General features: G+C 58.7%; 21 protein-coding genes and 1 pseudogene. 12 read left to right on the plus strand and 10 right to left on the minus strand.

Going from position 1 to position 20,253, the window contains the following annotated elements:
- The 5 genes from K0B93_RS14075 to K0B93_RS14095 all read right to left on the minus strand — a co-directional run bounded on the left by K0B93_RS14075 (position 1) and on the right by K0B93_RS14095 (position 4,207).
- Complete coding sequence (locus K0B93_RS14075) at positions 1-441, minus strand: universal stress protein (RefSeq protein ID WP_219867793.1); 441 nt, start codon at positions 439-441, stop codon at positions 1-3.
- Positions 442-475: 34 nt separating this feature from the next.
- Positions 476-1,762 carry a TRAP transporter large permease gene (locus K0B93_RS14080; RefSeq protein ID WP_219867794.1) on the minus strand — a complete coding sequence of 429 codons (1,287 nt, stop codon included), beginning with the start codon at positions 1,760-1,762 and terminating at the stop codon, positions 476-478.
- Positions 1,763-1,797: 35 nt separating this feature from the next.
- The gene (locus tag K0B93_RS14085) at positions 1,798-2,391 is read right to left on the minus strand and encodes a TRAP transporter small permease (protein ID WP_219867795.1); all 594 of its coding nucleotides are present in this window, start codon (positions 2,389-2,391) and stop codon (positions 1,798-1,800) included.
- A gap of 107 nt (positions 2,392-2,498) precedes the next feature.
- Entirely contained in the window at positions 2,499-3,527 is a 1,029-nt protein-coding gene (gene dctP, locus K0B93_RS14090) for a TRAP transporter substrate-binding protein DctP (protein ID WP_219867796.1), read from the minus strand.
- Positions 3,528-3,667: 140 nt separating this feature from the next.
- Complete coding sequence (locus K0B93_RS14095; protein ID WP_219867797.1) at positions 3,668-4,207, minus strand: YqiA/YcfP family alpha/beta fold hydrolase; 540 nt, start codon at positions 4,205-4,207, stop codon at positions 3,668-3,670.
- A 151-nt stretch (positions 4,208-4,358) separates the two neighbouring features.
- Between K0B93_RS14095 and K0B93_RS14100 the strand changes: the two genes are divergently transcribed.
- Positions 4,359-4,901 (plus strand): glutathione peroxidase, encoded by a 543-nt coding sequence (locus tag K0B93_RS14100; RefSeq protein WP_219867798.1) that lies wholly within the window; start codon positions 4,359-4,361, stop codon positions 4,899-4,901.
- Here K0B93_RS14100 and K0B93_RS14105 read toward each other — a convergent pair.
- Both K0B93_RS14105 and K0B93_RS14110 read right to left on the minus strand, forming a co-directional pair.
- Positions 4,898-5,890 (minus strand): LLM class flavin-dependent oxidoreductase, encoded by a 993-nt coding sequence (locus K0B93_RS14105; protein WP_219867799.1) that lies wholly within the window; start codon positions 5,888-5,890, stop codon positions 4,898-4,900. The genes K0B93_RS14100 and K0B93_RS14105 overlap by 4 nt on opposite strands.
- A gap of 31 nt (positions 5,891-5,921) precedes the next feature.
- A complete protein-coding gene (locus tag K0B93_RS14110; RefSeq protein ID WP_219867800.1) occupies positions 5,922-6,551 on the minus strand; it encodes a metallophosphatase domain-containing protein in 630 nt (209 codons plus the stop codon).
- On the opposite strand from K0B93_RS14110, the gene K0B93_RS14115 reads away from it, so the two are divergent.
- Positions 6,550-7,530: a hypothetical protein gene (locus K0B93_RS14115; protein WP_228743378.1), complete on the plus strand. Its 981-nt coding sequence runs from the start codon at positions 6,550-6,552 to the stop codon at positions 7,528-7,530. The two genes, K0B93_RS14110 and K0B93_RS14115, sit on opposite strands and share 2 nt — an antisense overlap.
- Here the strand turns inward: K0B93_RS14115 and K0B93_RS14120 are convergent.
- Positions 7,496-8,272 carry a crotonase/enoyl-CoA hydratase family protein gene (locus K0B93_RS14120; protein ID WP_219867801.1) on the minus strand — a complete coding sequence of 259 codons (777 nt, stop codon included), beginning with the start codon at positions 8,270-8,272 and terminating at the stop codon, positions 7,496-7,498. The genes K0B93_RS14115 and K0B93_RS14120 overlap by 35 nt on opposite strands.
- Before the next feature lie 120 nt (positions 8,273-8,392).
- On the opposite strand from K0B93_RS14120, the gene K0B93_RS14125 reads away from it, so the two are divergent.
- Positions 8,393-9,148 carry a putative 4-mercaptohistidine N1-methyltransferase gene (locus K0B93_RS14125; RefSeq protein ID WP_219867802.1) on the plus strand — a complete coding sequence of 252 codons (756 nt, stop codon included), beginning with the start codon at positions 8,393-8,395 and terminating at the stop codon, positions 9,146-9,148.
- Positions 9,149-9,164: 16 nt separating this feature from the next.
- Here the strand turns inward: K0B93_RS14125 and nfsA are convergent, their stop codons facing one another.
- On the minus strand, positions 9,165-9,902 hold the full coding sequence (gene nfsA, locus K0B93_RS14130; RefSeq protein ID WP_219867803.1) for an oxygen-insensitive NADPH nitroreductase: 738 nt from the start codon (positions 9,900-9,902) through the stop codon (positions 9,165-9,167).
- Between the two features lie 143 nt (positions 9,903-10,045).
- Here nfsA and K0B93_RS14135 point away from each other — a divergent pair.
- From K0B93_RS14135 to eutC, 3 genes and pseudogenes are all read left to right on the plus strand, one after another.
- A pseudogene (locus K0B93_RS14135) lies at positions 10,046-10,303 on the plus strand (GGDEF domain-containing protein); the annotation flags it as partial.
- A 37-nt stretch (positions 10,304-10,340) separates the two neighbouring features.
- Positions 10,341-11,753, plus strand: a complete 1,413-nt coding sequence (locus K0B93_RS14140) for an ethanolamine ammonia-lyase subunit EutB (RefSeq protein ID WP_219867804.1) — start codon at positions 10,341-10,343, stop codon at positions 11,751-11,753.
- Positions 11,746-12,576 carry an ethanolamine ammonia-lyase subunit EutC gene (eutC, locus tag K0B93_RS14145; protein ID WP_219867805.1) on the plus strand — a complete coding sequence of 277 codons (831 nt, stop codon included), beginning with the start codon at positions 11,746-11,748 and terminating at the stop codon, positions 12,574-12,576. Before K0B93_RS14140 ends, eutC begins: the two co-directional genes overlap by 8 nt.
- Before the next feature lie 25 nt (positions 12,577-12,601).
- On the opposite strand, the gene K0B93_RS14150 is transcribed toward eutC, so the two are convergent.
- Positions 12,602-13,396, minus strand: coding sequence for an enoyl-CoA hydratase-related protein (locus K0B93_RS14150; protein WP_219867806.1), 795 nt, complete (start codon positions 13,394-13,396; stop codon positions 12,602-12,604).
- Between the two features lie 208 nt (positions 13,397-13,604).
- On the opposite strand from K0B93_RS14150, the gene K0B93_RS14155 reads away from it, so the two are divergent.
- The 6 genes from K0B93_RS14155 (at position 13,605) to K0B93_RS14180 (ending at position 20,240) form a co-directional block, all read left to right on the plus strand.
- Entirely contained in the window at positions 13,605-14,417 is an 813-nt protein-coding gene (locus tag K0B93_RS14155) for an ABC transporter ATP-binding protein (protein WP_219867807.1), read from the plus strand.
- Positions 14,417-15,295, plus strand: coding sequence for a branched-chain amino acid ABC transporter permease (locus K0B93_RS14160; protein ID WP_219867808.1), 879 nt, complete (start codon positions 14,417-14,419; stop codon positions 15,293-15,295). The genes K0B93_RS14155 and K0B93_RS14160 overlap by 1 nt, the downstream gene beginning before the upstream one ends.
- A 1-nt stretch (position 15,296) precedes the next feature.
- Positions 15,297-16,340 (plus strand): branched-chain amino acid ABC transporter permease, encoded by a 1,044-nt coding sequence (locus K0B93_RS14165; RefSeq protein WP_219867809.1) that lies wholly within the window; start codon positions 15,297-15,299, stop codon positions 16,338-16,340.
- A gap of 73 nt (positions 16,341-16,413) precedes the next feature.
- Positions 16,414-17,622: an ABC transporter substrate-binding protein gene (locus tag K0B93_RS14170; protein ID WP_219867810.1), complete on the plus strand. Its 1,209-nt coding sequence runs from the start codon at positions 16,414-16,416 to the stop codon at positions 17,620-17,622.
- Positions 17,623-17,631: 9 nt separating this feature from the next.
- Positions 17,632-18,441: an ABC transporter ATP-binding protein gene (locus K0B93_RS14175; RefSeq protein WP_219867811.1), complete on the plus strand. Its 810-nt coding sequence runs from the start codon at positions 17,632-17,634 to the stop codon at positions 18,439-18,441.
- Positions 18,438-20,240 carry an AMP-dependent synthetase/ligase gene (locus tag K0B93_RS14180; RefSeq protein ID WP_219867812.1) on the plus strand — a complete coding sequence of 601 codons (1,803 nt, stop codon included), beginning with the start codon at positions 18,438-18,440 and terminating at the stop codon, positions 20,238-20,240. Before K0B93_RS14175 ends, K0B93_RS14180 begins: the two co-directional genes overlap by 4 nt.
- Positions 20,241-20,253: the final 13 nt, after the last annotated feature.

The raw sequence follows: 20,253 nt of genomic DNA on the forward strand, positions 1-20,253 counted from the left end.
TCAGACCACCAACACCGGACACTTGGCGCGGGAGGCCACGCGGTGGGAGACACTGCCAAGAAGCATGCCGTCCTTGTCGCTGTGGGTGCCGCTGGTGCCCACGACAATAAGGTCTACCTCTTTATCCTGTGCGAACTTGACGATTACGCTGGATGGCCGCCCGCCTTTCACGAAAGCACGAATCTTGCTCGCTCCGTGTGACTTTGCCTCTTCCTTGGCATGATCGACCACTTCCTTGGCCCACTCCGAAAGGACCTTGTCCGGAATATCCATTCCCGGAGGCCGGCCAATCGACAGTGACGCCTCAAACAGGCTGTGATGTTTGTACACGCAGATCAGGTAGATCTCGGCATCTGTCAGCTTCTGGAGTTCAATCGCCTTGTCCAGCGCCTTGAGGGATGTCTTGGAACCGTCAATGGCTACCAGGATCCGTTTGAACATAGCTTTCTCCTTGAAACGGCAATGCGGTTGCGCGTCAATCCCTGAAGGCGACGTCGCGCAGGAACAGGGCAATGTCCGGGAATGCGATGATCAGCCCGGCCGCAGCAACTAGAATAAAGATAAACGGCGGCGTGCCCCGGATCACTTCCAGGTAGGGCCGTTTGAAGATTGCAATCGCCGTGAATATGTCGCAGCCAAAGGGTGGCGTCGCGGATCCAATGGCGACCTGTAGGGTGATGAGTACCCCCACCAGAACCGGGTCCAGTCCGGTGGACTCAATGGCCGGTGCAAAGATGGGCGTCAGCACCAGGATCACCACGATGGGGTCCACGAACATGCAAGCAACGAAAAATGCGATGCAGATGGCAATGAGGACGCCCACAGGACCGGCCTCATTCACGCCAACAGCGGCCAGAATAGCCTGTGGAATCTGGGCAAACGAGATTATCCAGGAGAAGCCGTTCCCGACGGCGACCAGGATAAAGACCACGGCAGTAATCAGGCCGGTAGACTTGGCGATCCGGTAGACATCGGCCAGCTTAAGCGACCGGAATACTAAGAATTCCAGAAGGAACGCGTAAAGAACACAGACCGCGGCGGCCTCGGTCGGGCTGAAAATGCCGCCGTAGATGCCGCCCACGATAATGACTGGGAAGAACAGGGGCCAAAGGGCCTCGCGTACCGACACGGCACGTTGGCCCCACGTTGACTTCGCCTCAGTGGGCACATTGTTCTTGTAGGCGTAGATCAGGCAGTACATTGAGAACATGAACAGGATCAGGACACCTGGTCCGATGCCGGCGATGAAAAGCTCCGCAATTGAGGTTCCGGAGACCACACCATAGATGATCATGCCAATGCTGGGCGGGATCAAAAACGCAATGTCGCTGGCGTTGATGATCAGTGCCAACGTGAAGGAATCGGAATAACCAGCTTTCAGCATCTTTGGTCGCAGAGGCGAGCCCACGGCGACCACCGTGGCCTGGGTTGAGCCGGATACTGCGCCAAACAGCGTGCAGGAGGTGGCGGTACTGATGGCCAGGCCGCCTTTCACGTGACCGATAAAGGCCATGACCATGTTTATCAGGCGCTCTGCAGACTGCCCTCGGGTCATGATGTCGGCAGCAAGGATAAACATCGGTACCGCAATCAGCGACGCGGGTCGGATGCCTCCCATCATCTGTTGTACAAAGGTGCCCATCTGGCCGAAGCCGTCAAACATCATTACGAAGCCAACCACCGAACCGGCGATCAGCGGGACCATCATCGGGAAGCCAAGCAGCAGCAACCCGATCATGACCAACATCATTATAGTTGCCATGGTGTTCTTTCCTTATCTCGCGTCAGCTGCTGGGTTCATACTTCCGATTCGGTATCCGAATAGCCGTCAATCACACCCGTGGAGAGGTAGACATCCTTGCTGGTGAGGTTCTTGATCGCTGTCAGCAGGTACTGGATGCCGGTGATGGCGAAGCCAATAGGCGCCCAGATGTAGATCCACCAAATCTCAAAACCAAGGGCTGGCAGGATTCGGCCGCGACCGTGAAGCGTCTCGATGTAACCGAACGAGTAATAGCAGAGGAAAAACATCGCCACGGAGGTAACCAGGGCGATAAAGATCATCAGCACCTTGCGGCCTTTTGCGGGTATGGCATCGTAAATCGCAGACATTCGAATGTGGCGACCGTGGCGGGCTGCATAGCCGATGCCCGCAAAGGTAATCAGGATGATCAAAATCCGGTTGATCTCGCCGGAAAAGAAAAGGCCCTCACCAAAGACAAAGCGCGCGATGACGTTCACACAAGTGTTTACGGCCATCAAAATGACACCGACGGCAAGCATCACCGCCTCAACTTTACTGATCCATACATCGATGGTTCCCAGAAACCCGGGCAGGCCAGACTCGTAGGTGCCAGTGTCGTCTTCTAGATCCGGGGAGTTCTCGGACATGGGTTCCGCTCCAGAACTTTCTGCTCCCGGCCGGTAGGAGGTCCCCGGCGGGGCGGGGTTAAGGGGTAGGCCCGCCGGCAGGCGCCGGCGGGCACTGATCAATCAGATCAGTCGTTCTGAACTTCTTTCAGGTCTTCCTTGAACTGGTTAAGCAGTTCCTTGCCGCTCTCGCCAGTCATTTCGATGAACTTATCCTCAACCTGGGGAGCGCGCTCCTTGAAGGCCTGGATCTGTTCGTCGTTCAGACGGGTAACGGTAACCTCGTCGGATGCTTTCTTGATCTTGCTAAGGGCTTCCTCAGCCAGGCCATCGATGTGGACAATGATTTCCTCGAAGGCAAAATCGGCGGCGTCCTGAACCAGCTTCTGGTCTTCATCGGACAGGCCTTCGTAGAAATCCTGGTTTGCCATCATCGCGGTCGTGAACCAGCCATGGCTGGTGAAGACCAGGTTCGGAGACACTTCGTACAGACCACCGGACTCGATCCAGAAAATCGGGTTTTCCTGACCCTGGATCATGTTGGTCTGGAGTGCACCATACACTTCACCCCAGGGCAGCGGCGTCGGTGTGGCACCAAAGGCTGCATAGGTTTCGGACAGCAGCGGGTTGGTCATGACGCGGATCTTCTTGTTGTTGAAGTCCTCCGGTTTGGTGACCGGTTCGTCAACAGTGACCACCATTTCGCCTTCCGGGTACATCTTCAGAAGCTTAAGTCCCTTGTCGGCATACAGCTTCGGGAAATCTTCGTTGATGGCTTCACTCTCGCGGAAGAACTTGATGACCGTATCCATGTCGGTCGGCATCAGGTAGGGAATGAAGAAAATCTGCGCTTCCGGAATCAGGGCGCCGGTGAAACCAGGAGACTGGTTCACAAAGTTGAGGATGCCGGCCTGGGTCTGCTCCATGATATCGTCGGATTCACCCAGCTCACCGAAACGGTAAATTTGCAGGCTGTGATCGGAGTTTTCCTCGACGTATTCCTTGAACTTGTATGCAAACACATCCTGTACGTCGCCTTCATATTCTTCGTGTGCGTAGCGCCAGTTGGCGGCATTCACCGAATTGGCGGCCGTCATCGCCGCAAAAGCGAACGCTGAAATTCCGGCCAGTTTCTTGAATTTACTCATGCTACTCATCGGGTTTTCTCCGTCCGTTTTTTTACTGACAATTATTGTTACATTATTAAAGACTGGCAAAACAACGGGGTTTTCGCAAGGAAATGGCCAAAACAAAAATTTCAGACCCGGTGCCGAACCTGTATCGCAAGTTCATGAAATCACGGTTCATTCAGATTCGAACGACACATCTCCAGGAACCAGCGGAACTCACTGACCACCCGGTCGACGCTGTTCTCAAGCCGGTGGCCATCCGGTAAGACCAGCGTGGGAAGCCCCTGTTTACGGGCCAGCTCAAGAACCGGCATTACCGGTACCACATCGTCCGCCCAACCGTGGATCACCTGGCTGAACCGGGCCCGAACCCGGGGGCTGGACTGGGGGTACCCTGCCATCGCCAAGGCGGGGGCCAGCAGGAAACAGCCGAGAACCGGCTGTGATTCACTGGTCTGTGCGCACACCCAGCCTCCCATACTCGACCCGGCGAGCACGGTACACGCCGGATCTGCCCCTGCTTCGTCCATTGCCGCTGCCATCTGTGTCAGACGCGTTGCCGGATCTTTTGTGCTGCGGTGATCGATGGCAATGGCAGTGACATTCGGAAAGGTCTCGGCCGCGTCTTTCATCGCCTGGATCTTGGTGCTTCCGGGCCCACTCTCAAGGCCGTGGGAAAGGAAAACAAACAGCTGGGGTGTGGGCATAACTGGAACTCTGTGAGGTTTTAGACTCATGGGAAAGCTATAGAAAGGATGGTGGGTTAGTCACGCCCTGTCCACTCGTGATGGGGGCGTCACTGAAACCATTTGGCGGTTAATAACGTAGACACTCCCAGTGAAACAGGAGCAATCAACCATGGTCAGACTGGTCTTAGTCGCCCTTATCGCCTTATCAACCGGCTGGGCTTACGCCGCAGAGCCGGCGGCCTGCCCGGCTTTCCTCGACCACGAACTGCGTAAGCTGCACTCCCGGGACAATGTGAATCTGTGTGGTTCGGCAGCGGGCAAGCCTATGCTGGTTGTGAACACCGCCAGTCGCTGCGGTTACACCGGGCAGTTCGAGGGCCTGGAAGCGCTGCACCAGAAATACCGGGATCGGGGGCTGGTCGTGGTTGGCTTTGCCAGTGACGATTTCCGCCAGGAGGCGGACACCGAGGCCGAGGCTGCCAGGGTCTGTTTCAAGAATTTTGGAGTGACCTTCACCATGATTGCCCCGGGTCCGGTGACGGGGTCGGACGCCAACCCCGTGTTCCAGCACGTCAGTGATCAGAGCCAGCCACCACGTTGGAACTTTTTCAAGTATGTCCTTGATCGCGATGGCCAGGTGGTGGAGGCCTTCCCCAGCCGGGTGACACCGGACGATCCGGCCCTGATCCGGGCCGTCGAATCGGTGCTTTAGGAACGCTGCGTCTGGGCCAGAACATCCAGGGCGTGACGGCGTTTGGCCGGGTCGTATATGTCGATCGTGAACATCAGTTCGTCAACCTCGATCGTCCCGAGCAATTCATCCAGTTGCCGGTTCAGATCGTCGGCGTTGCCCAGCAGCTGCAGCGTGAGGAAATCCTGCACGCTCGCCTTCTCACCGGCATTCCAGAGCCCTTCCATGGATTCTACCGGTGGGCGCATCCACAGCGGCTGGCCCCGAAACAGCGCGAGAATCCTCTGGTAGCTGGTGGTCGCGAGCAGCTTTGCCTCATCCATCGAGTCGGCGGGAATAGCCGGGACGGCCAGCATGGCATAGGGGCTGGAGAGCTGCTCGGAGGGCTGGAAATTGTCCCGGTAGACCCGCAGCGCTTCCCGGTAGAGTCGCGGCGCAAAGTGCCCGGCGAAGGCGTAGGGAAGGCCGCGCATGGCGGCCAACTGCGCACTGTAGAGGCTTGAGCCAAGTAGCCAGACGGGCACCCTGGTGCCGGCACCGGGTATGGCCTTCACGGGTTGGTCCGGTTGCAGTGGCCCCAGCAGTTGTTGCAGGCGGGCCACGTCCTCGGGGAATTGTTCGGCGCCCAGCCCTTCCCGACGCAGGGCCCGGGCCGTGATCGGGTCGGTCCCGGGCGCACGCCCGAGCCCCAGGTCGATGCGTCCGGGGTAGAGGCTTTCCAGTGTTCCAAACTGTTCGGCGATCACCAGGGGCGGATGATTGGGCAGCATCACCCCGCCAGACCCCACCCGTATCCGGTTGGTTTTGCCGGCGATGTGTCCGATCAGCACCGAGGTTGCGGAGCTGCTGATCCCTTCCATGTTGTGATGCTCGGCCAGCCAGAAACGCCGGTAACCCAGTTGCTCGGCATGTTGGGCGTAGGCCACGCTGTTGGCCAGCGTGGTGCTGACGGAATCGCCTTCACGAACGGAGGCGAGTTCAAGCAGGGAATAGTCGGGTCGGTTAGGCATGGGGCTCCGGATCGGTGTGCATGTTGGTGAGTCAGAGATCCACGACAACCGGCAGGTTCAACGGCTTGTAACTGCCGGTGCAGGTGCTGGCGTTGACATACAGGCAGTCACCGATGAGTTGCTGTCCGTGGTCTTCGTGAATGTGACCAAAAACATGGAGCCGGAGGGACAGGGTTTCAACCTTTCGGGCAAGGTCATCGCAGCCGGGTCGGACCGTACCGGTGGGTAAAATGATCCGGTCGAGTATTCCGGCCGGAGGGCCGTGGGTAATCAGCACGTCGGTATCCTCGGGAATCCGGTCCCAGCGCTCGGCAATCGCCGGGCCCCGCTCGAGGTTGAAAGCCCAGTTGAAAAATACCGGTGTCCAGGGGCTGCCCCAGAATTTCAGCCCCCCCAGCTCCAGTGGGCTGTCCTGCAGGTAATGGGCGTGTTGGACCAGGGCCCGGGCTTCGGCAGGCTCGTCCTGAAAACACCAGTCGTGATTGCCGGCGATCAGGATCTTGTGGCGATGGGGCAGCTCCGAAAACCACTGATCCAGATCCTCGAGCTCTTCCAGGGTGCCGACCCCGAGACAGTCCCCGGCGTGAATCAACAGATCCCCGTCCGGCACCTCGATCTGTCGGTGCATGCTGTGGGTGTCGGAGATACAGACAATTCTCATGGTTCGGCGTGTCCTGGATGACAATGGCGGTTCGATCGGGCAATCCATCGTATTCTACGATAGCATCTGTCGCCCCAGACCCGTCCACGCATTTATGGTGACCCCGATGCGCCTGATACTGAGTCGCAAAGGCTTCGATTCCTCCGCCGGTGGATGCCCCAGCCCGGTTCTGCCGGACAGTTCGCTGTGCGTGTTGCCGATTCCGGATGACCAGTCGCGAATCCGTTATGACGAGGTGCGTTTCGGCGAACGCCGTCTGGGCAAGCTGGTTCGGGATCTCAGCGGTGGGCGCGTGCGAGGTGGTGACGGTGCCCATCTGGATCCGGATCTGATCGCGGATGCCTACCCCCGTCAGGGCGGGTGGCGGCCGGTCTTGGGGCAGACGGGGTCGGCCCAGGGCCACCTGCGCAATCAGGGCGTGGCTCCGGGCGATCTGTTCCTGTTTTTCGCCGTCTTTCGCCAGGCCGAGCTCTGGCGAAGACGCTGGCGATTCGTCCCGGGGTCACGGCCGTTTCATGCCATCTGGGGCTGGTTGCACATTGCCGATATTCACTCCATTGATGCGCTCCCGGAGAACGCCTTGCCCTGGGCCCGGTACCATCCACATTTTCATGGCCAGCCCGATGCGGGCAATACTCTGTATGTGGCCAGTAATGAGTTCCGGTTGCCGGAACAGCGGCAGGTGCTACCCGGCAGCGGTGTCTTTACCCGGTTCGATGAGCGCCTGTTGCTGAGCGATCCGGACGCCCGTCTGCCGACCCAGTGGCGGTTGCCAGCCGGCTTCTATCCGGGCGCCGCCCGGGTGCCGTTGAGCTACCACGCCAGGGCCGACCGCTGGCAACTGGCGCCCCCATGGTGCTATCTGAAAGGCGCAGCCCGGGGCCAGGAATTCGTCCTCGATCTGGCAGCCTATCAGGAGCTGGAACCCTGGTTGGCGGCTCTGGTCAGAACTGCCCGTGGCGACCCGCCCCCGCCTTGAATTTGCGGGCGCCGGCAATGGCCTCCTCGAAAACGACGGGGTAGCCGGCCGCACCCTCGGTGGCCAGCGCGTCCCGGGTGCTGAGGTCCCACTGGCGAATGGCTGAGGCCCGATCAGCCAGCAGGCAGCGTTGCGGGAAGCCGGCGATGGTTCTGGCCAGGTCCAGCGCCGCATCCAGGGCGGTGCCCTCCGGAACCACCCGGTTGGCCAGTCCCATGGTGAGGGCTTCGTCGGCAGGGACCGGGCGGCCGGTCAGAATCATGTCCATGGCATGGCCATGGCCCACGGTCCGGGGCAGGCGCACGGTGCCGCCATCAATCAGGGGGACTCCCCAGCGCCGGCAGAAAACACCAAAGACCGCAGAACTGTCTGCCACGCGCATGTCGCACATCAGCGCCAGTTCCAGGCCGCCGGCAACGGCATAACCCGAGACCGCAGCAATCACGGGTTTGGACAGCTGCATCCGGGTGGGTCCCATGGGGCCGTGTCCAGTGCCATGGGGGTCAATCTCGTTGCGTCGGTCCGGGTCGTCGAGGGCGGTGAGGTCGGCGCCCGCGCAGAAGTTGCCGCCGGCACCCGTCAGTACCGCAACCTTGACGGCTTCATTCTCCTCACATTCCGTGAAAGCGCGACGCAGGGCGTTCGCGGTTGGCCGATCCACCGCATTGCGTTGACCCGGTCGATTCAGGGTGATGGTGAGGATACCTTCGGTCAGTGACGTAAGAACGGGTTGCTCGGTCATAGTGGGTGTCCTGTGCGTCTTTTGCGGGGAAACGCCGTATTCATTGTATGATGAGTGAACAAGTCTCACCCGATACCGTGAGCATAACCCATTTCACAAACAGGGTCGGAGGCCGGGGAAATGCAGCCCAGCGGGTTTTACGAGAACGACACCACACTTGCCCAGTACTCGGAGTTCCATTTTGGCGAGCGGTGGCACGGCGAGCCCAATTTCCCGAAAGAACTGGCCGACGTCGCCATCGATGCCATGGACGGTCGGACCTTCGGGCGCGCCCTGGACATTGGCTGTGCCTGTGGCCGGACCAGTTTCGAGCTGGCGCGACGGTTTGACCACGTTGATGGCATCGATTTTTCGGCCACGTTTATTCGAAAGTGCGAGGAAATGGCGGAACACAAACGGGTTCGCTACGCCCGCCCGGAAGAGGGCGAGCTGGTTAGCTATCACGAGCGAACACTGGCTGCGTTGGACCTGGAGCAGACGGCCGGCAAGGTTGCGTTCCATCAGGGCGATGCCTGTGACCTCGACCCCCGATTTGCCGGTTACGATCTGGTCCTGGCGGGAAACCTCATTGACCGTCTTTATCAACCGTCTAAATTTCTCACCACCATCCATGAGCGCATCAACGACGACGGTCTGCTGGTCATCGCCTCACCCTACACCTGGCTGGAGGAGTACACGCCACGGGCCGAGTGGGTTGGCGGTTTCATGAAGGATGGCGAGGAATATTCCACCCTGGACGGTTTGAGGGATATGCTGGAGCCGCATTTCCGCCAGATGGGGGAGCCTCGGAGCCTGCCGTTCGTGATTCGGGAGACCCGAAACAAGTTCCAGCACAGTTTCTCCGAGCTCACGGTCTGGCAGAAAACCCCAGCCTGAATCCAGCCGGTGCGGGCTATTTCATTTGAAAGCCCATGCGCTCCAGAAAGTTCTTCATATGGGGGCGCAGCTTGGTGGTGAACAGCGGTTTGAGCTGCTCGGACCAGGTGGTGTCCTTGTTGCCACCGGTGCGTTCCCGGTAATAGGTATTCATGGTGGCGTCGAAGGACTCGACCTGTTTCCGGTCCTGCTCGTCCTGGTAGTAGTCTTCCTTGAGTATGGTTTCCAGCGGGAGCCGGGGTTTTACCTCGGGGGACTGGTCGGGGTACCCCAGGCAGAGGCCGAACACCGGATAAACATGCTCAGGCAGTTTCAGGATGCTGCTGATCTCGGCCGGGTTATTACGAATGCCGCCGATGTAACACAGGCCCAGACCCTCCGATTCTGCCGCTATGGCGACATTCTGGGCCATCAGCGCGGTGTCTACGCTGGCAACCACCAGTTGCTCGGTGGTGCCGCGGACAACGTCCGCGCCGGCCCGTTCAGCCGCTTCCGTGGAGCGTTTCATGTCGGCGCAGAACACCAGGAAATCGGAGCAGTCGGCTATGTAGTCCTGGCCACCTGCCAACTCCGCAATTTTCGAGCGATTATCCGCATTGACCACGTGAATCACAGAGTAAGCCTGTACGTGGTTGGAGGTTGCTGCGCTCTGACCGGCCCGGATCAATTCGAGCAACAGTTCGCGGGGGATTTTCCCGTCGGTAAACTTCCGGATGGAGCGGTGAGACTTCAGGAGGTCAATCGTGGCGTTCATGGTTTCTCGCGGTCGGTGACTTTGATGTAGCGTACGAACGATACCCGAATCAGAGCTTATCCGTCTTGCTGTGCGGGTAAAAGTGATGACAACAATAATACCAATTACTACAAAGCAGATACCTCCGGGCGCAGTCAAAGCTGATGAGCCTTGGCCTGTCGCCGTTGTTGTTACTTGCGGGTATCCACAGCCTGGTGGGGCTGCCGGATTTTGAGCAGGCGAGACAGCGCGGACAGTTGCTCACGGTGTTGATGATTGATCTTGATTACTTCAAGCAGATCAATGATCGTTGGGGACACGCGGTCGGTGATGATGCCCTGCGTTTTGTAGCGGCCCTCCTGGCCGAAGAGTTACGGAATGTCGAGACCGTCGGGCGCATTGGTGGCGAGGAGTTTGCCGCGGTGCTCAATACCGGCAACCGGTTGGTGGAGAAATGCGATGCGTCACCCTTACTCGTTTATGCTGGGGGGCCGGACATGGCAGTTCCGGAACCTGGTAGAGCTGATGGCCAAGGCCACCCCGGCCCGCTCGGGGGATCGCCTGGCGGGGGTCATTGCCGGGTCAGACGAAGAACGGGTCGTGGCCCAGATGAAGTTGGCGGAGCTGCCGCTGAAAACCTTCCTGTCAGAGGCGCTGATCCCCTACGAGTCCGATGAAGTCACACGCCTGATCCTGGATGATCACGATGCCGGCGCGTTCAGCGTCATTTCCCATCTCACCGTCGGCGATTTCAGGAACTGGCTGCTCGGCGACCTCGCCACACCCGAAGCATTGGCGGCCCTCAGACCCGGGCTGACGCCGGAAATGGTGGCGGCGGTGAGTAAGCTGATGCGCAATCAGGATCTGATCCTGGTGGCCAGGAAGTGCCGGGTCGAGACCGCGTTCCGCAGCACCATAGGCCTGGCCGGGCGGCTGTCCACGCGTCTGCAGCCCAACCACCCCAGCGACGATATCACCGGTATTGCGGCCAGCATCCTTGATGGCCTGCTCTACGGCAGTGGCGACGCCGTGATCGGCATCAATCCCGCGACCGACAACGTGGCCCAGGCCACCCGTCTGATGCGGCTGGTGGACGAGATCATCAGCAAATACGAGATTCCTACCCAGTCCTGTGTCCTAACCCACGTGACCAACACCCTTGAAGCCATTGAGCAAGGCGCTCCGGTTGACCTGGTTTTCCAGTCGATCGGCGGCACTGAGGCGACCAACCAGAGCTTTGGCTTCAGTCTCGCGACCCTGAAGGAAGCCCGTGAGGCCGCGCTTTCACTGAATCGGGGTACGGTCGGTCGGAACGTCATGTACTTTGAAACCGGACAGGGCAGCGCCCTGTCCGCGGATGCGCATCACGGGCTGGACCAGCAAACCTGTGAGGCCCGGGCCTATGCCGTCGCCCGGAAGTTCGATCCGCTGCTGGTGAATACCGTGGTCGGATTCATCGGACCCGAATACCTGTTCGATGGCAAGGAGATTATCCGGGCCGGACTGGAGGATCACTTCTGCGGCAAACTCCTGGGGCTGCCCATGGGGTGTGACATCTGCTACACCAATCATGCCGAGGCCGACCAGAATGACATGGATAACCTGCTGACCCTGCTCGGAGTGGCGGGTTGCAGCTTCATCATGGGCATTCCGGGCTCCGATGACATCATGCTTAACTACCAGACCACCTCCTTCCACGATGCGCTCTACGCCCGCCGGGTGCTGGACTTGCGGCCGGCGCCCGAGTTCGAGGCCTGGCTCGACCGAATGAAGATTTTCACGGATACCTCTCGGCACGAGCCCAGTGCCCTGCTGCCGGACGTGTTCCGAAAAAGTTTGAAGGGGTTGCCCGGGGAGGCCAGAGATGACTGATTCCCGAAACGGGCTGGTGACCGAAAATGCCTGGCGGCGCCTGCGTCGCTACACCGATGCCCGAATCGGTCTGGGGCGAGCCGGGATCAGCCTGCCCACGTCCGAATTGTTGGCGTTCCAATTGGCTCACGCCCGGGCGCGGGATGCGGTGCATTTTCCACTGGATGTGGACCGGCTGGTTGAATCCCTCAACAGCCTGGGCGAGGTGAAGGCGCTTGGCGTGCCTGTCGTGCTGCACAGCCGGGCTGAGGACCGCTTCACCTACCTGCAGCGGCCCGATCTGGGCCGGCGTTTGTCCGAGCAGGGGCATGAGCGGCTGGTGGCCGCCGGGCAAGCAAAAGCCCCGGCAGCTGACCTCGCCATCGTTATCGTAGACGGGTTGTCTTCCTCTGCGGTTCAGAACAACGTGGTCCCGTTTCTGGACCGTTTTCTCAACGACCTGGGGCGTGCAAGTGAGGGCTGGCAACTGGCGCCACTGACAATCGTGCAGCAGGGTCGGGTTGCCATTGGAGATGAGGTCGGTAACCTGCTCAGGGCACGAATGGTGGTGGTGCTGATAGGCGAACGCCCGGGGCTTAGCTCCCCGGACAGCCTCGGTATCTACCTCACGTTCGGGCCGGAGCCTGGCCTTTCCGACGCATGCCGGAACTGTATTTCCAACGTCCGGCCCGCAGGGCTCAGTTTTGACGACGCCAGCCAACGCCTCCTCTACCTGATTCGCGAAGCCGATCGCCTCAGGCTTTCAGGGGTGGGGCTGAAGGATCGCACAGAGGAGGTGGTGATCGAACAGGACCGAGCCAGCAACACGTTTCTGACCCGCTGAATAACCGCACGGCGAGGCGAGGGAGTTATTTGCCGGAAAAGGCTGCTGGCCTCTTGGCGAGAAACGCCGATACGCCCTCGGCGAAGTCGGCTGATTCCGTGGCCTTCAGGAATGCCTGTCGCTCCGCCTCCAGGTGAGCCTCGAGAGGACTGCCGCTGGCATCATCCACCAGTCTGCGAAATGCGCCAAAAGCCTTTGTTGGCCCATTGGCGACCCGGTGAACGACGGCCGCCAGAGTTTTGTCAAACTCTCCTTGCGGTGACACTTCGGTCACCAGACCCCATTGTTTCGCTTCGATTGCGGTCAGGGTGCGGCCAAGCATCATCATTTCCGTGGCCCGTGCGGATCCGATCTTGTGGGGCAGAAACCACGTACCACCGCAGTCAGGTACAGTGCCTATCCCATTGTAGGCAATCAGGAACCGGGCGCTTTCCTCGGCCACGATCAGATCTGCCATCAGTGCAAGGCTAAGGCCGGCGCCAGCGGCGGCTCCCTTAACCCCGGCGATCACCGGAGCATCCATGGCTCGCAGCTTGAGAATGGCGGGAATCAGTGCATCAAGCATTCCGTTCACCGCCTCCCGGGTCTGAACGGGAGAGCCGGACATACTGGCGACATCGCCGCCCGCCATGAATGCGCGTCCTGCACCAGTCAGAACCACGCATCGAAGCCCGGGTTTGCCAGCCAGGTCTTTGACTGCATGGTGAAAGGCCTGAGCCATGGGCACGTCGATGGCGTTAAGAACTTCCGGTCGATTAAAGGTCAGGGTAGCCACACCGGTTTTCTCATTGAACGCAGGGGTCACAGGCAGGGTTGTCATTGTTGTTTGTCTCCCGTCTTTGCTTCTTTGATGAAGCATAGGACAGACCGCCTTGGTTTTTATGGCCGGGTTGGACTATTTTGTATGTGGCTCAGGACATTGGCCTGACGTTTACGACAACAACAATAATCACAATCTCCTTGTGTGCGAGGCAAAAACGGAGCGTTCATGGCTCTGCTTCCTTGTGCCCGGAGTGCGGGGAGGAATATTGAGTATCCTCGAAATAAGTAACCTGTCGCTGTCTTTTGGTGGCGTGAAGGCATTGCAGGACGTCAGCTTTCGGGTGCCGGAAAACACGATCACCACAGTCATCGGACCAAACGGCGCTGGTAAAACGTCGCTTTTTAACTGCATCTCCGGCTTCTACAAGCCCCAACAGGGCACCATTCGCTATCAGGGCGAGGTGTTGGCGGGGGTCAAGCCACCAGCCCGTGCAGCCATGGGGCTGGCACGGACCTTCCAGAACATTGCCCTGTTCCGGGGTATGACGGTGCTCGATAACATCAAACTCGGTGCCCACGTGCATATGAAGAGCGGCTTGCTGAGTTCGCTCGCGTATTTCGGGGCGGCCCGCCGGGAAGAAATGGCCGTGCGTCGTGAGGTAGAGCGCCACATTATTGATTTTCTGGAAATTGATCATATTCGCCGGCAGCCGGTGGCAAGTCTTTCCTATGGTCTGCAGAAACGGGTAGAGCTGGCTCGCGCCCTGGCCATGCGCCCGAAAGTGCTGATGCTGGATGAGCCGGTAGCGGGGATGAATCGGGAAGAAAAGGAAGACATGGCCCGCTTTATTCTCGATATCCGGGAAGAATGGGACGTGACCGTGCTGATGGTGGAGCACGATATGGGCATGGTGATGGACATCTCCGACCACATCGCCGTGCTCAATTTCGGCCAGGTTATTACCGAGGGCTTGCCGGCCGACGTCCAGAACAACCCTGAGGTCATCAAGGCATACCTCGGCAACAGCGATATGGACAGCCTGCGCAAGAAACTGAATCCCCAGCGGGAGGTGGCCTAGTGGACTGGTTGTTCTTTGGTGAAATCAGTCTTGCCGGCCTGGCTATGGGCGGCCTCTATGCCCTGATTGCTCTGGGCTTTGTGATCATCTACAAGGCGACCCGCGTCATCAACTTTGCGATCGGCGAGATCATGATGTTCGCGGCTTATCTGTTCCTGGCCTTTGCCGGTGGTCTGGAAATGTCACCCTGGGTCGCGCTTCCTCTGGCGGTGCTGGGGGGCAGTATTCTCGGTGGCGTGATCGAGAAGGTGATGATTCGGCCCATGCTTGGGGAATCGCCAATATCAGTGGTCATGGTCACCATTGGTGTTGCCAGCATACTGGTGGGACTGGTGGAGCTGATCTGGGGCGCAGATCCTCAGTTGCTTCCCCGCTTTTTGCCTCGTGAACCGGTGTTTATCGGTGAGATGTATCTGGCGCCAAAAATTGCCTATGGGTTCCTCATTGGTGCCGCTCTGCTGATCCTTTACCTGTTGTATTTCCGCTTCTCCAGGGGGGGCGTTGCCTTGCGCGCGACTGCCTCGGACCAGGCGGCCGCTTACTCCATGGGCATCAATGTACGCCGGGTGTTTAATCTGGCCTGGGTTTTTGGCTCACTGGCCGCCTCTCTGGCGGGCGTTCTGGTGGCTGCGACCGGTGGCCTCAGCCCGCAATTCGGCGCAATCGGTCTCAGTGTGCTGGTCGTCGTTATCGTCGGTGGCCTCGACAGCATTCTGGGCGCATTGATTGCCGGGGTGTTTATCGGCTGGCTCGAAACCGTTGCCGGCGCCTATCTCGGTGGTGAATACCGGATGCCGGCCACTTTTGCCGTGCTCGCGGTGATTCTGGTGATTCGCCCCTATGGCCTTTTCGGCACCCACGAAATAGAGCGAGTGTAAGATGCGCATCGGTGACGCAAAACAAACCTATGAGGCCGATGAGGCCATCTGGACCAGCCCGACCCAGAAGTTCTGGTTCGCTCTTTTTCTGCTTGCGCTTCTGGTCTTTCCGCTCATGGCTAATGCCTACCTTCTGTATCTGGGCTGCCTGGTTGGCATCGCAGTCATCAGCACAACGGGCCTTAACATCCTGACCGGATTTACCGGCCTTATCTCCCTGGGGCAGGCCGGATTTATGGGTGTGGGTGGTTACACCGTTGCCTGGTTTTCCCTGAATACCGGTTTGCCCTTCCCGGTGACGCTATTGTTGGCAGGGCTGCTGGCTGCCGCCGTGGGCATTCTGGTGGGGTTGCCGTCATTACGGGTGAAAGGGTTGTATCTGGCCATTGCCACGTTGGCTGCCAGCGTGTTCCTGCATTTTATCTTTGCCGAGTGGGAGTCCGTTACCGGAGGCATGGGCGGACTGAGCCTGGAACCCGCCCATTTGTTCGGCGTCACGTTCCAGAGTGATTTCAGGATGTACTTTATCATCGTACCGCTGGCGGTACTGATGGTGTTTGCAGCGCGGAATGTCTTCCGGACCCGCATCGGGCGGGCATTTATCGCGATCCGGGATCGAGATATTTCGGCGGAGATCCTGGGGATCGACCTGTTGCGCTACAAGCTCATGTCTTTCGCACTCAGCTCGTTTTATGCGGGCGTTGCGGGCGGCCTTTTTGCCTATTTCTACCGGGTCGTAACGCCGGAGAGTTTCCCTCTGTCCATGTCCATTTTCTATCTCGCGGCGGTGATCGTCGGGGGTATGGGTAATCTGCTGGGCGGGATTCTCGGGGCGGCCTTCATGACCCTGATTCCGGAGATTCTGAAATTGCTGACGGCTGCCCTGACGCCCTTCTACCCCAACGCCCCGGTATTTATGTCGCCAATGCTGGAGATTATCTTCGGCGCACTGATTGTCGGCTTCCTGATTTTTGAGCCGCACGGGCTGGCGGAGATCTGGCATCGAATTCGACGCTTTTTCAGTTTGTGGCCCTTCAGAAACTAAACGAGTCCGTTTTTTCGTGTTTCAGACAGAACCGACGCAACAGCAACAACAAAAAGCAGCAAGGAGAAGAAACATGTTCAGAAATATCCTCAAAAGCGGCCGCCGACTGGCAGGTCTGGGTAGTCTTGTCGCAGCACTGACGGTGGCGGCGCCTGCCTTGGCCCAGGACAAAGAGCCTATCGTATTCGGCGGGTCGATCCCCCTTTCCGGCGTCTTTGCCTTCGCCGGTGTGCATCTGCATGCCGGGCTGACGGATTACACCAGTTGGATAAACAGCCAGGGTGGGATTAACGGTCATCCGGTGAAGTACGTGATGGAAGACACCGGTTATGAAGTGGACCGTTCCGTGGCCGCGTTCAAGAAGATCACCGGCAGTAACACGGTTCCGGTTTACTACGGCGATAGTACCGGGTTCATGAAGACAATTGCCTCGGAACTGAATAGCAGAGGCACCACACTTATGAGCGGTGCCTCCTTTGCGACCGCACTGACGGACAATGAACAGTACCCGTATCAGTTCATTCCCGGCCCGAACTATAGCCAGATGTTCGGCATCATCCTGGAATACATTGCCTCCCAGGGTGAGGGTGGAGAAAAACCAACGGTGGCGTTTGTCTACAGTGACACCGAGTTCGGCAAAGACCCCATTGAAAATGGCAAGGAAAAAGCTGCGGAACTGGGCATTGATGTGGTGGAAGAAATTGTCACCAAACCGGGCAGCGTGGATGTGTCTGCAGAGGTGCTGAAGTTGCGGCGCGTGCGCCCGGATTACGTGGTGTTCCATGGCTACGTGCTGTCACCCATCAACGAGTTCATGGTGCAGATGCGCCAGATGGGGCTGGATACCCAGTTCATGGGCACCTTCTGGTCGTCTGACAAGCTGATCATCGACAAGATGGGTGCGGATGCCGACGGTTATATGGGCGTCATGCCCTACAACTACTACGACAGCCAGGAAAGCGGGCCTATGCTGGATGCGCTGCGTGCCCAGGCTGAAAAGAGCGACCCGGAAGCAGGTTATCGCCCCACGGGCTACATGCAGGGCTGGTTCAACGCCATGGTCTGGACCGAGGTGGTCAAGCGTACCCTCGATGCCGGTAAGGAATTGAATGCGGAGAACATGGCTGCATCGCTCGCTTCCATCAAGGACTGGGACACCGGCGGTATTATCGGTGTTCCCGTGACGGCGAAAAACATGTCGTTCCCGGTCGGTCGTATCTGGCGGGTCAACGCAGAGGAAGGCCGTTACGAGCCGGTATCAGACTGGATCCAACTCGACTGAGGCCGTTGTATGGAAGCCTTGCTGGAAATCGATAATATCGAGGTGGTTTACAACAAGGCGGTGCAGGTCCTCCGGGGCCTGTCACTGCGGGTACCCCGTGGCGCCATCGTGGCGCTGCTGGGTTCCAACGGTGCCGGCAAGTCCACAACACTGAAAAGTGTGTCCGGTCTTTTAAGCCTGGAGGACGGTGAAGTGACCGCGGGTGAAGTCCGGTTTAACGGTGCCAATGTAAAGGAAGTGGCACCGGAAAAGCTGGTGCGTAGCGGTTTGTTCCATGTGATGGAAGGGCGCCGGGTGTTTGAGGACCTGACCGTTGAGGAAAACCTGATTGCGGCCACATATGCCCTGAGTGGTCGCAAGCAGTCTCTCGCTGACTCCTACGAACTGGTTTATAACTACTTTCCGCGCCTCAAGGAACGCCGTAAGCAGCTGGCGGGTTATCTGTCCGGTGGCGAGCAGCAAATGCTCGCGCTGGGTCGTGCACTGATTGCCCAGCCGGAACTGATCATGCTGGATGAGCCTTCCCTGGGACTGGCGCCCCTGTTGGTGGAGGAAATATTTACGATCGTCTCTCGAATTAACCGCGAGCAGGGCACGGCGATCCTGCTGGTGGAGCAGAACGCGGCGGTATCGCTGGCGATCGCTTCTTATGGCTACATCATGGAAAACGGAAAGATTGTAATTGACGGGCCGGCAGAGAAACTTGCCGCCAATGAAGATGTGCAGGAATTCTACCTGGGGGTCGGTGGCAAGGAGGGGGCGGCCCGCAGTTACCGAGATATAAAGCACTACAAACGCCGTAAACGGTGGCTGTCATGATAACGCCCGAAGTTCGTGATCTGACCCTCACCCAGATGCTCAGGGCGCACGCAAAAGAGCGTCCGGCGATGCTGGCCCTTCGCCAAAAGGACTTTGGTATCTGGCAGGCGTATTCCTGGCAGGATTATTACGAGCGGGCACGGCATTTCGGGTTGGGTCTTCGGGCACTGGGGCTGTCTGAGGGTGGACATGTCGCAATCATCTCGGAGAACCGGGTGGAGTGGGTGATCGCCCAGATGGGGATAGGGCTGGTGAACGGTATCTGTGTGGGGGTATATCCCACCAGCCCATGGAACGAAGTAGCCTATGTGCTTGAGCACGGTGACGCCGAGATGGTGGTGTGTGAGGATCAGGAGCAGACAGATAAAGTTCTGGAGGCCTGGCCCCGGCTGCCACAACTCAAACATAACATCGTCATTGATATGAAAGGGCTGAGCTCTTACCCGGCGCCGCCGTCATCGTTTCAGGACATCGAGGCCAGGGGGCGGGAATTCGAGAAAACCCATCCCGGGCTCATTGATGAGCTGCTGGATAACCAGCAGATGGAAGACACGGCGCTGATGATCTATACCTCCGGTTCCACCGGTCGCCCGAAGGGCGCCATGATCAGCTGGGGAAACCTGCACGCGGCTGCGCCCGGGCTGTTTGAACTGCTGCGCGTGGACGAAAACAGTTCCAGCTTGTCCTATCTGCCGCTGTGCCATGTGGCGGAACAGGCTCTGACCAATATCGCTCCGGTCTATGCGGGGAGTACGGTCAGTTTCGGGGAGAGCCTGCGCACTGTGCAGGAAGACCTGAGGGAGATAGCTCCGAGCTTTTTCCTGGGCGTGCCGCGAATCTGGGAAAAGCTCCATTCTGCTATTTATATCAAGATGCAGGAGACCGGTCGGTTCCGACAAGGCTTGTTCAAGCACGCCATGAAGGCCTGTGAGCCCTTGGCAACGAAGCCGGAAAACCAGTGGAGTCTGATTGACCGCCTGACCTATGGTGCATATTACTGGCTCGTATTCAGGGCACTGCAAAACTTTATCGGCCTGCGTCGATGCACCATAGCGCTCACCGGTGCAGCCCCGATTTCAACGGGCATTCTCCAATTCTTTCGGACCATTGGCATTCCGCTGGTGGAAGTCTATGGCCAAACCGAAAGCACGGGTGTTGCGACTGCGCAGCCTGTGGACGATATCCGTCTTGGAACGGTTGGGGTTGCGGTTGCCGGAGTGGAGGTGAAACTGGGCGAGCAGAATGAAATCATCATGCGTGGTGGCAGCATGTTCAAGGGCTACTACAAAAATGACGAGGCCACTGTATCGACCCTGAAAGACGGGTGGCTGCACACCGGAGACGTCGGCGAGTGGCAGGACGGACAGCTCAGAATCGTCGACCGCCTGAAGGACATCATGATCACCGCTGGCGGCAAGAACCTGTCACCCACCGAGATTGAAAATACCATTAAGGCGAGCCCCTACATCAAGGAATGTATCGTTATTGGCGAGGCTCGCAAGTACGTGTCGGCACTGATCCAGATCGATTTCGAAACCGTTGCCAAGTGGGCGGAGCAGGAGCGGATCGCCTACACCACGTTTCGGAGCCTTACCGAACATGAGCGGGTTCGGGCTCTGATTCAGGGCGAGGTGGACAAGGGTAACGACAAGCTGCCCCAGGTAGCGCAGATCAAACGCTTCCATTTGCTGACCAAGGAACTGGACCATGACGATGATGAGGTGACGGCAACCATGAAGGTGCGTCGCAGCAACATCTATGAGAAGTACACGAAGGTGATTGAGTCCTTGTACGCCTGAGAGGCCGGGAGCT

The organism is Marinobacter sp. F4218 (assembly GCF_019443085.1).
GTDB classification, from domain to species: Bacteria; Pseudomonadota; Gammaproteobacteria; order Pseudomonadales; family Oleiphilaceae; genus Marinobacter; species Marinobacter albus.

What these genes read in the sequence shown, in the direction of transcription:
- K0B93_RS14075 (WP_219867793.1), bottom strand. Translation starts at nt 441, where the DNA reads ATGTTCAAACGGATCCTGGTAGCCATTGACGGTTCCAAGACATCCCTC.
- K0B93_RS14080 (WP_219867794.1), bottom strand. Translation starts at nt 1,762, where the DNA reads ATGGCAACTATAATGATGTTGGTCATGATCGGGTTGCTGCTGCTTGGC.
- K0B93_RS14085 (WP_219867795.1), bottom strand. Translation starts at nt 2,391, where the DNA reads ATGTCCGAGAACTCCCCGGATCTAGAAGACGACACTGGCACCTACGAG.
- dctP (WP_219867796.1), bottom strand. Translation starts at nt 3,527, where the DNA reads ATGAGTAGCATGAGTAAATTCAAGAAACTGGCCGGAATTTCAGCGTTC.
- K0B93_RS14095 (WP_219867797.1), bottom strand. Translation starts at nt 4,207, where the DNA reads ATGCCCACACCCCAGCTGTTTGTTTTCCTTTCCCACGGCCTTGAGAGT.
- K0B93_RS14100 (WP_219867798.1), top strand. Translation starts at nt 4,359, where the DNA reads ATGGTCAGACTGGTCTTAGTCGCCCTTATCGCCTTATCAACCGGCTGG.
- K0B93_RS14105 (WP_219867799.1), bottom strand. Translation starts at nt 5,890, where the DNA reads ATGCCTAACCGACCCGACTATTCCCTGCTTGAACTCGCCTCCGTTCGT.
- K0B93_RS14115 (WP_228743378.1), top strand. Translation starts at nt 6,550, where the DNA reads ATGGTTCGGCGTGTCCTGGATGACAATGGCGGTTCGATCGGGCAATCC.
- K0B93_RS14110 (WP_219867800.1), bottom strand. Translation starts at nt 6,551, where the DNA reads ATGAGAATTGTCTGTATCTCCGACACCCACAGCATGCACCGACAGATC.
- K0B93_RS14120 (WP_219867801.1), bottom strand. Translation starts at nt 8,272, where the DNA reads ATGACCGAGCAACCCGTTCTTACGTCACTGACCGAAGGTATCCTCACC.
- K0B93_RS14125 (WP_219867802.1), top strand. Translation starts at nt 8,393, where the DNA reads ATGCAGCCCAGCGGGTTTTACGAGAACGACACCACACTTGCCCAGTAC.
- nfsA (WP_219867803.1), bottom strand. Translation starts at nt 9,902, where the DNA reads ATGAACGCCACGATTGACCTCCTGAAGTCTCACCGCTCCATCCGGAAG.
- K0B93_RS14140 (WP_219867804.1), top strand. Translation starts at nt 10,341, where the DNA reads ATGCGTCACCCTTACTCGTTTATGCTGGGGGGCCGGACATGGCAGTTC.
- eutC (WP_219867805.1), top strand. Translation starts at nt 11,746, where the DNA reads ATGACTGATTCCCGAAACGGGCTGGTGACCGAAAATGCCTGGCGGCGC.
- K0B93_RS14150 (WP_219867806.1), bottom strand. Translation starts at nt 13,396, where the DNA reads ATGACAACCCTGCCTGTGACCCCTGCGTTCAATGAGAAAACCGGTGTG.
- K0B93_RS14165 (WP_219867809.1), top strand. Translation starts at nt 15,297, where the DNA reads ATGCGCATCGGTGACGCAAAACAAACCTATGAGGCCGATGAGGCCATC.
- K0B93_RS14170 (WP_219867810.1), top strand. Translation starts at nt 16,414, where the DNA reads ATGTTCAGAAATATCCTCAAAAGCGGCCGCCGACTGGCAGGTCTGGGT.
- K0B93_RS14175 (WP_219867811.1), top strand. Translation starts at nt 17,632, where the DNA reads ATGGAAGCCTTGCTGGAAATCGATAATATCGAGGTGGTTTACAACAAG.
- K0B93_RS14180 (WP_219867812.1), top strand. Translation starts at nt 18,438, where the DNA reads ATGATAACGCCCGAAGTTCGTGATCTGACCCTCACCCAGATGCTCAGG.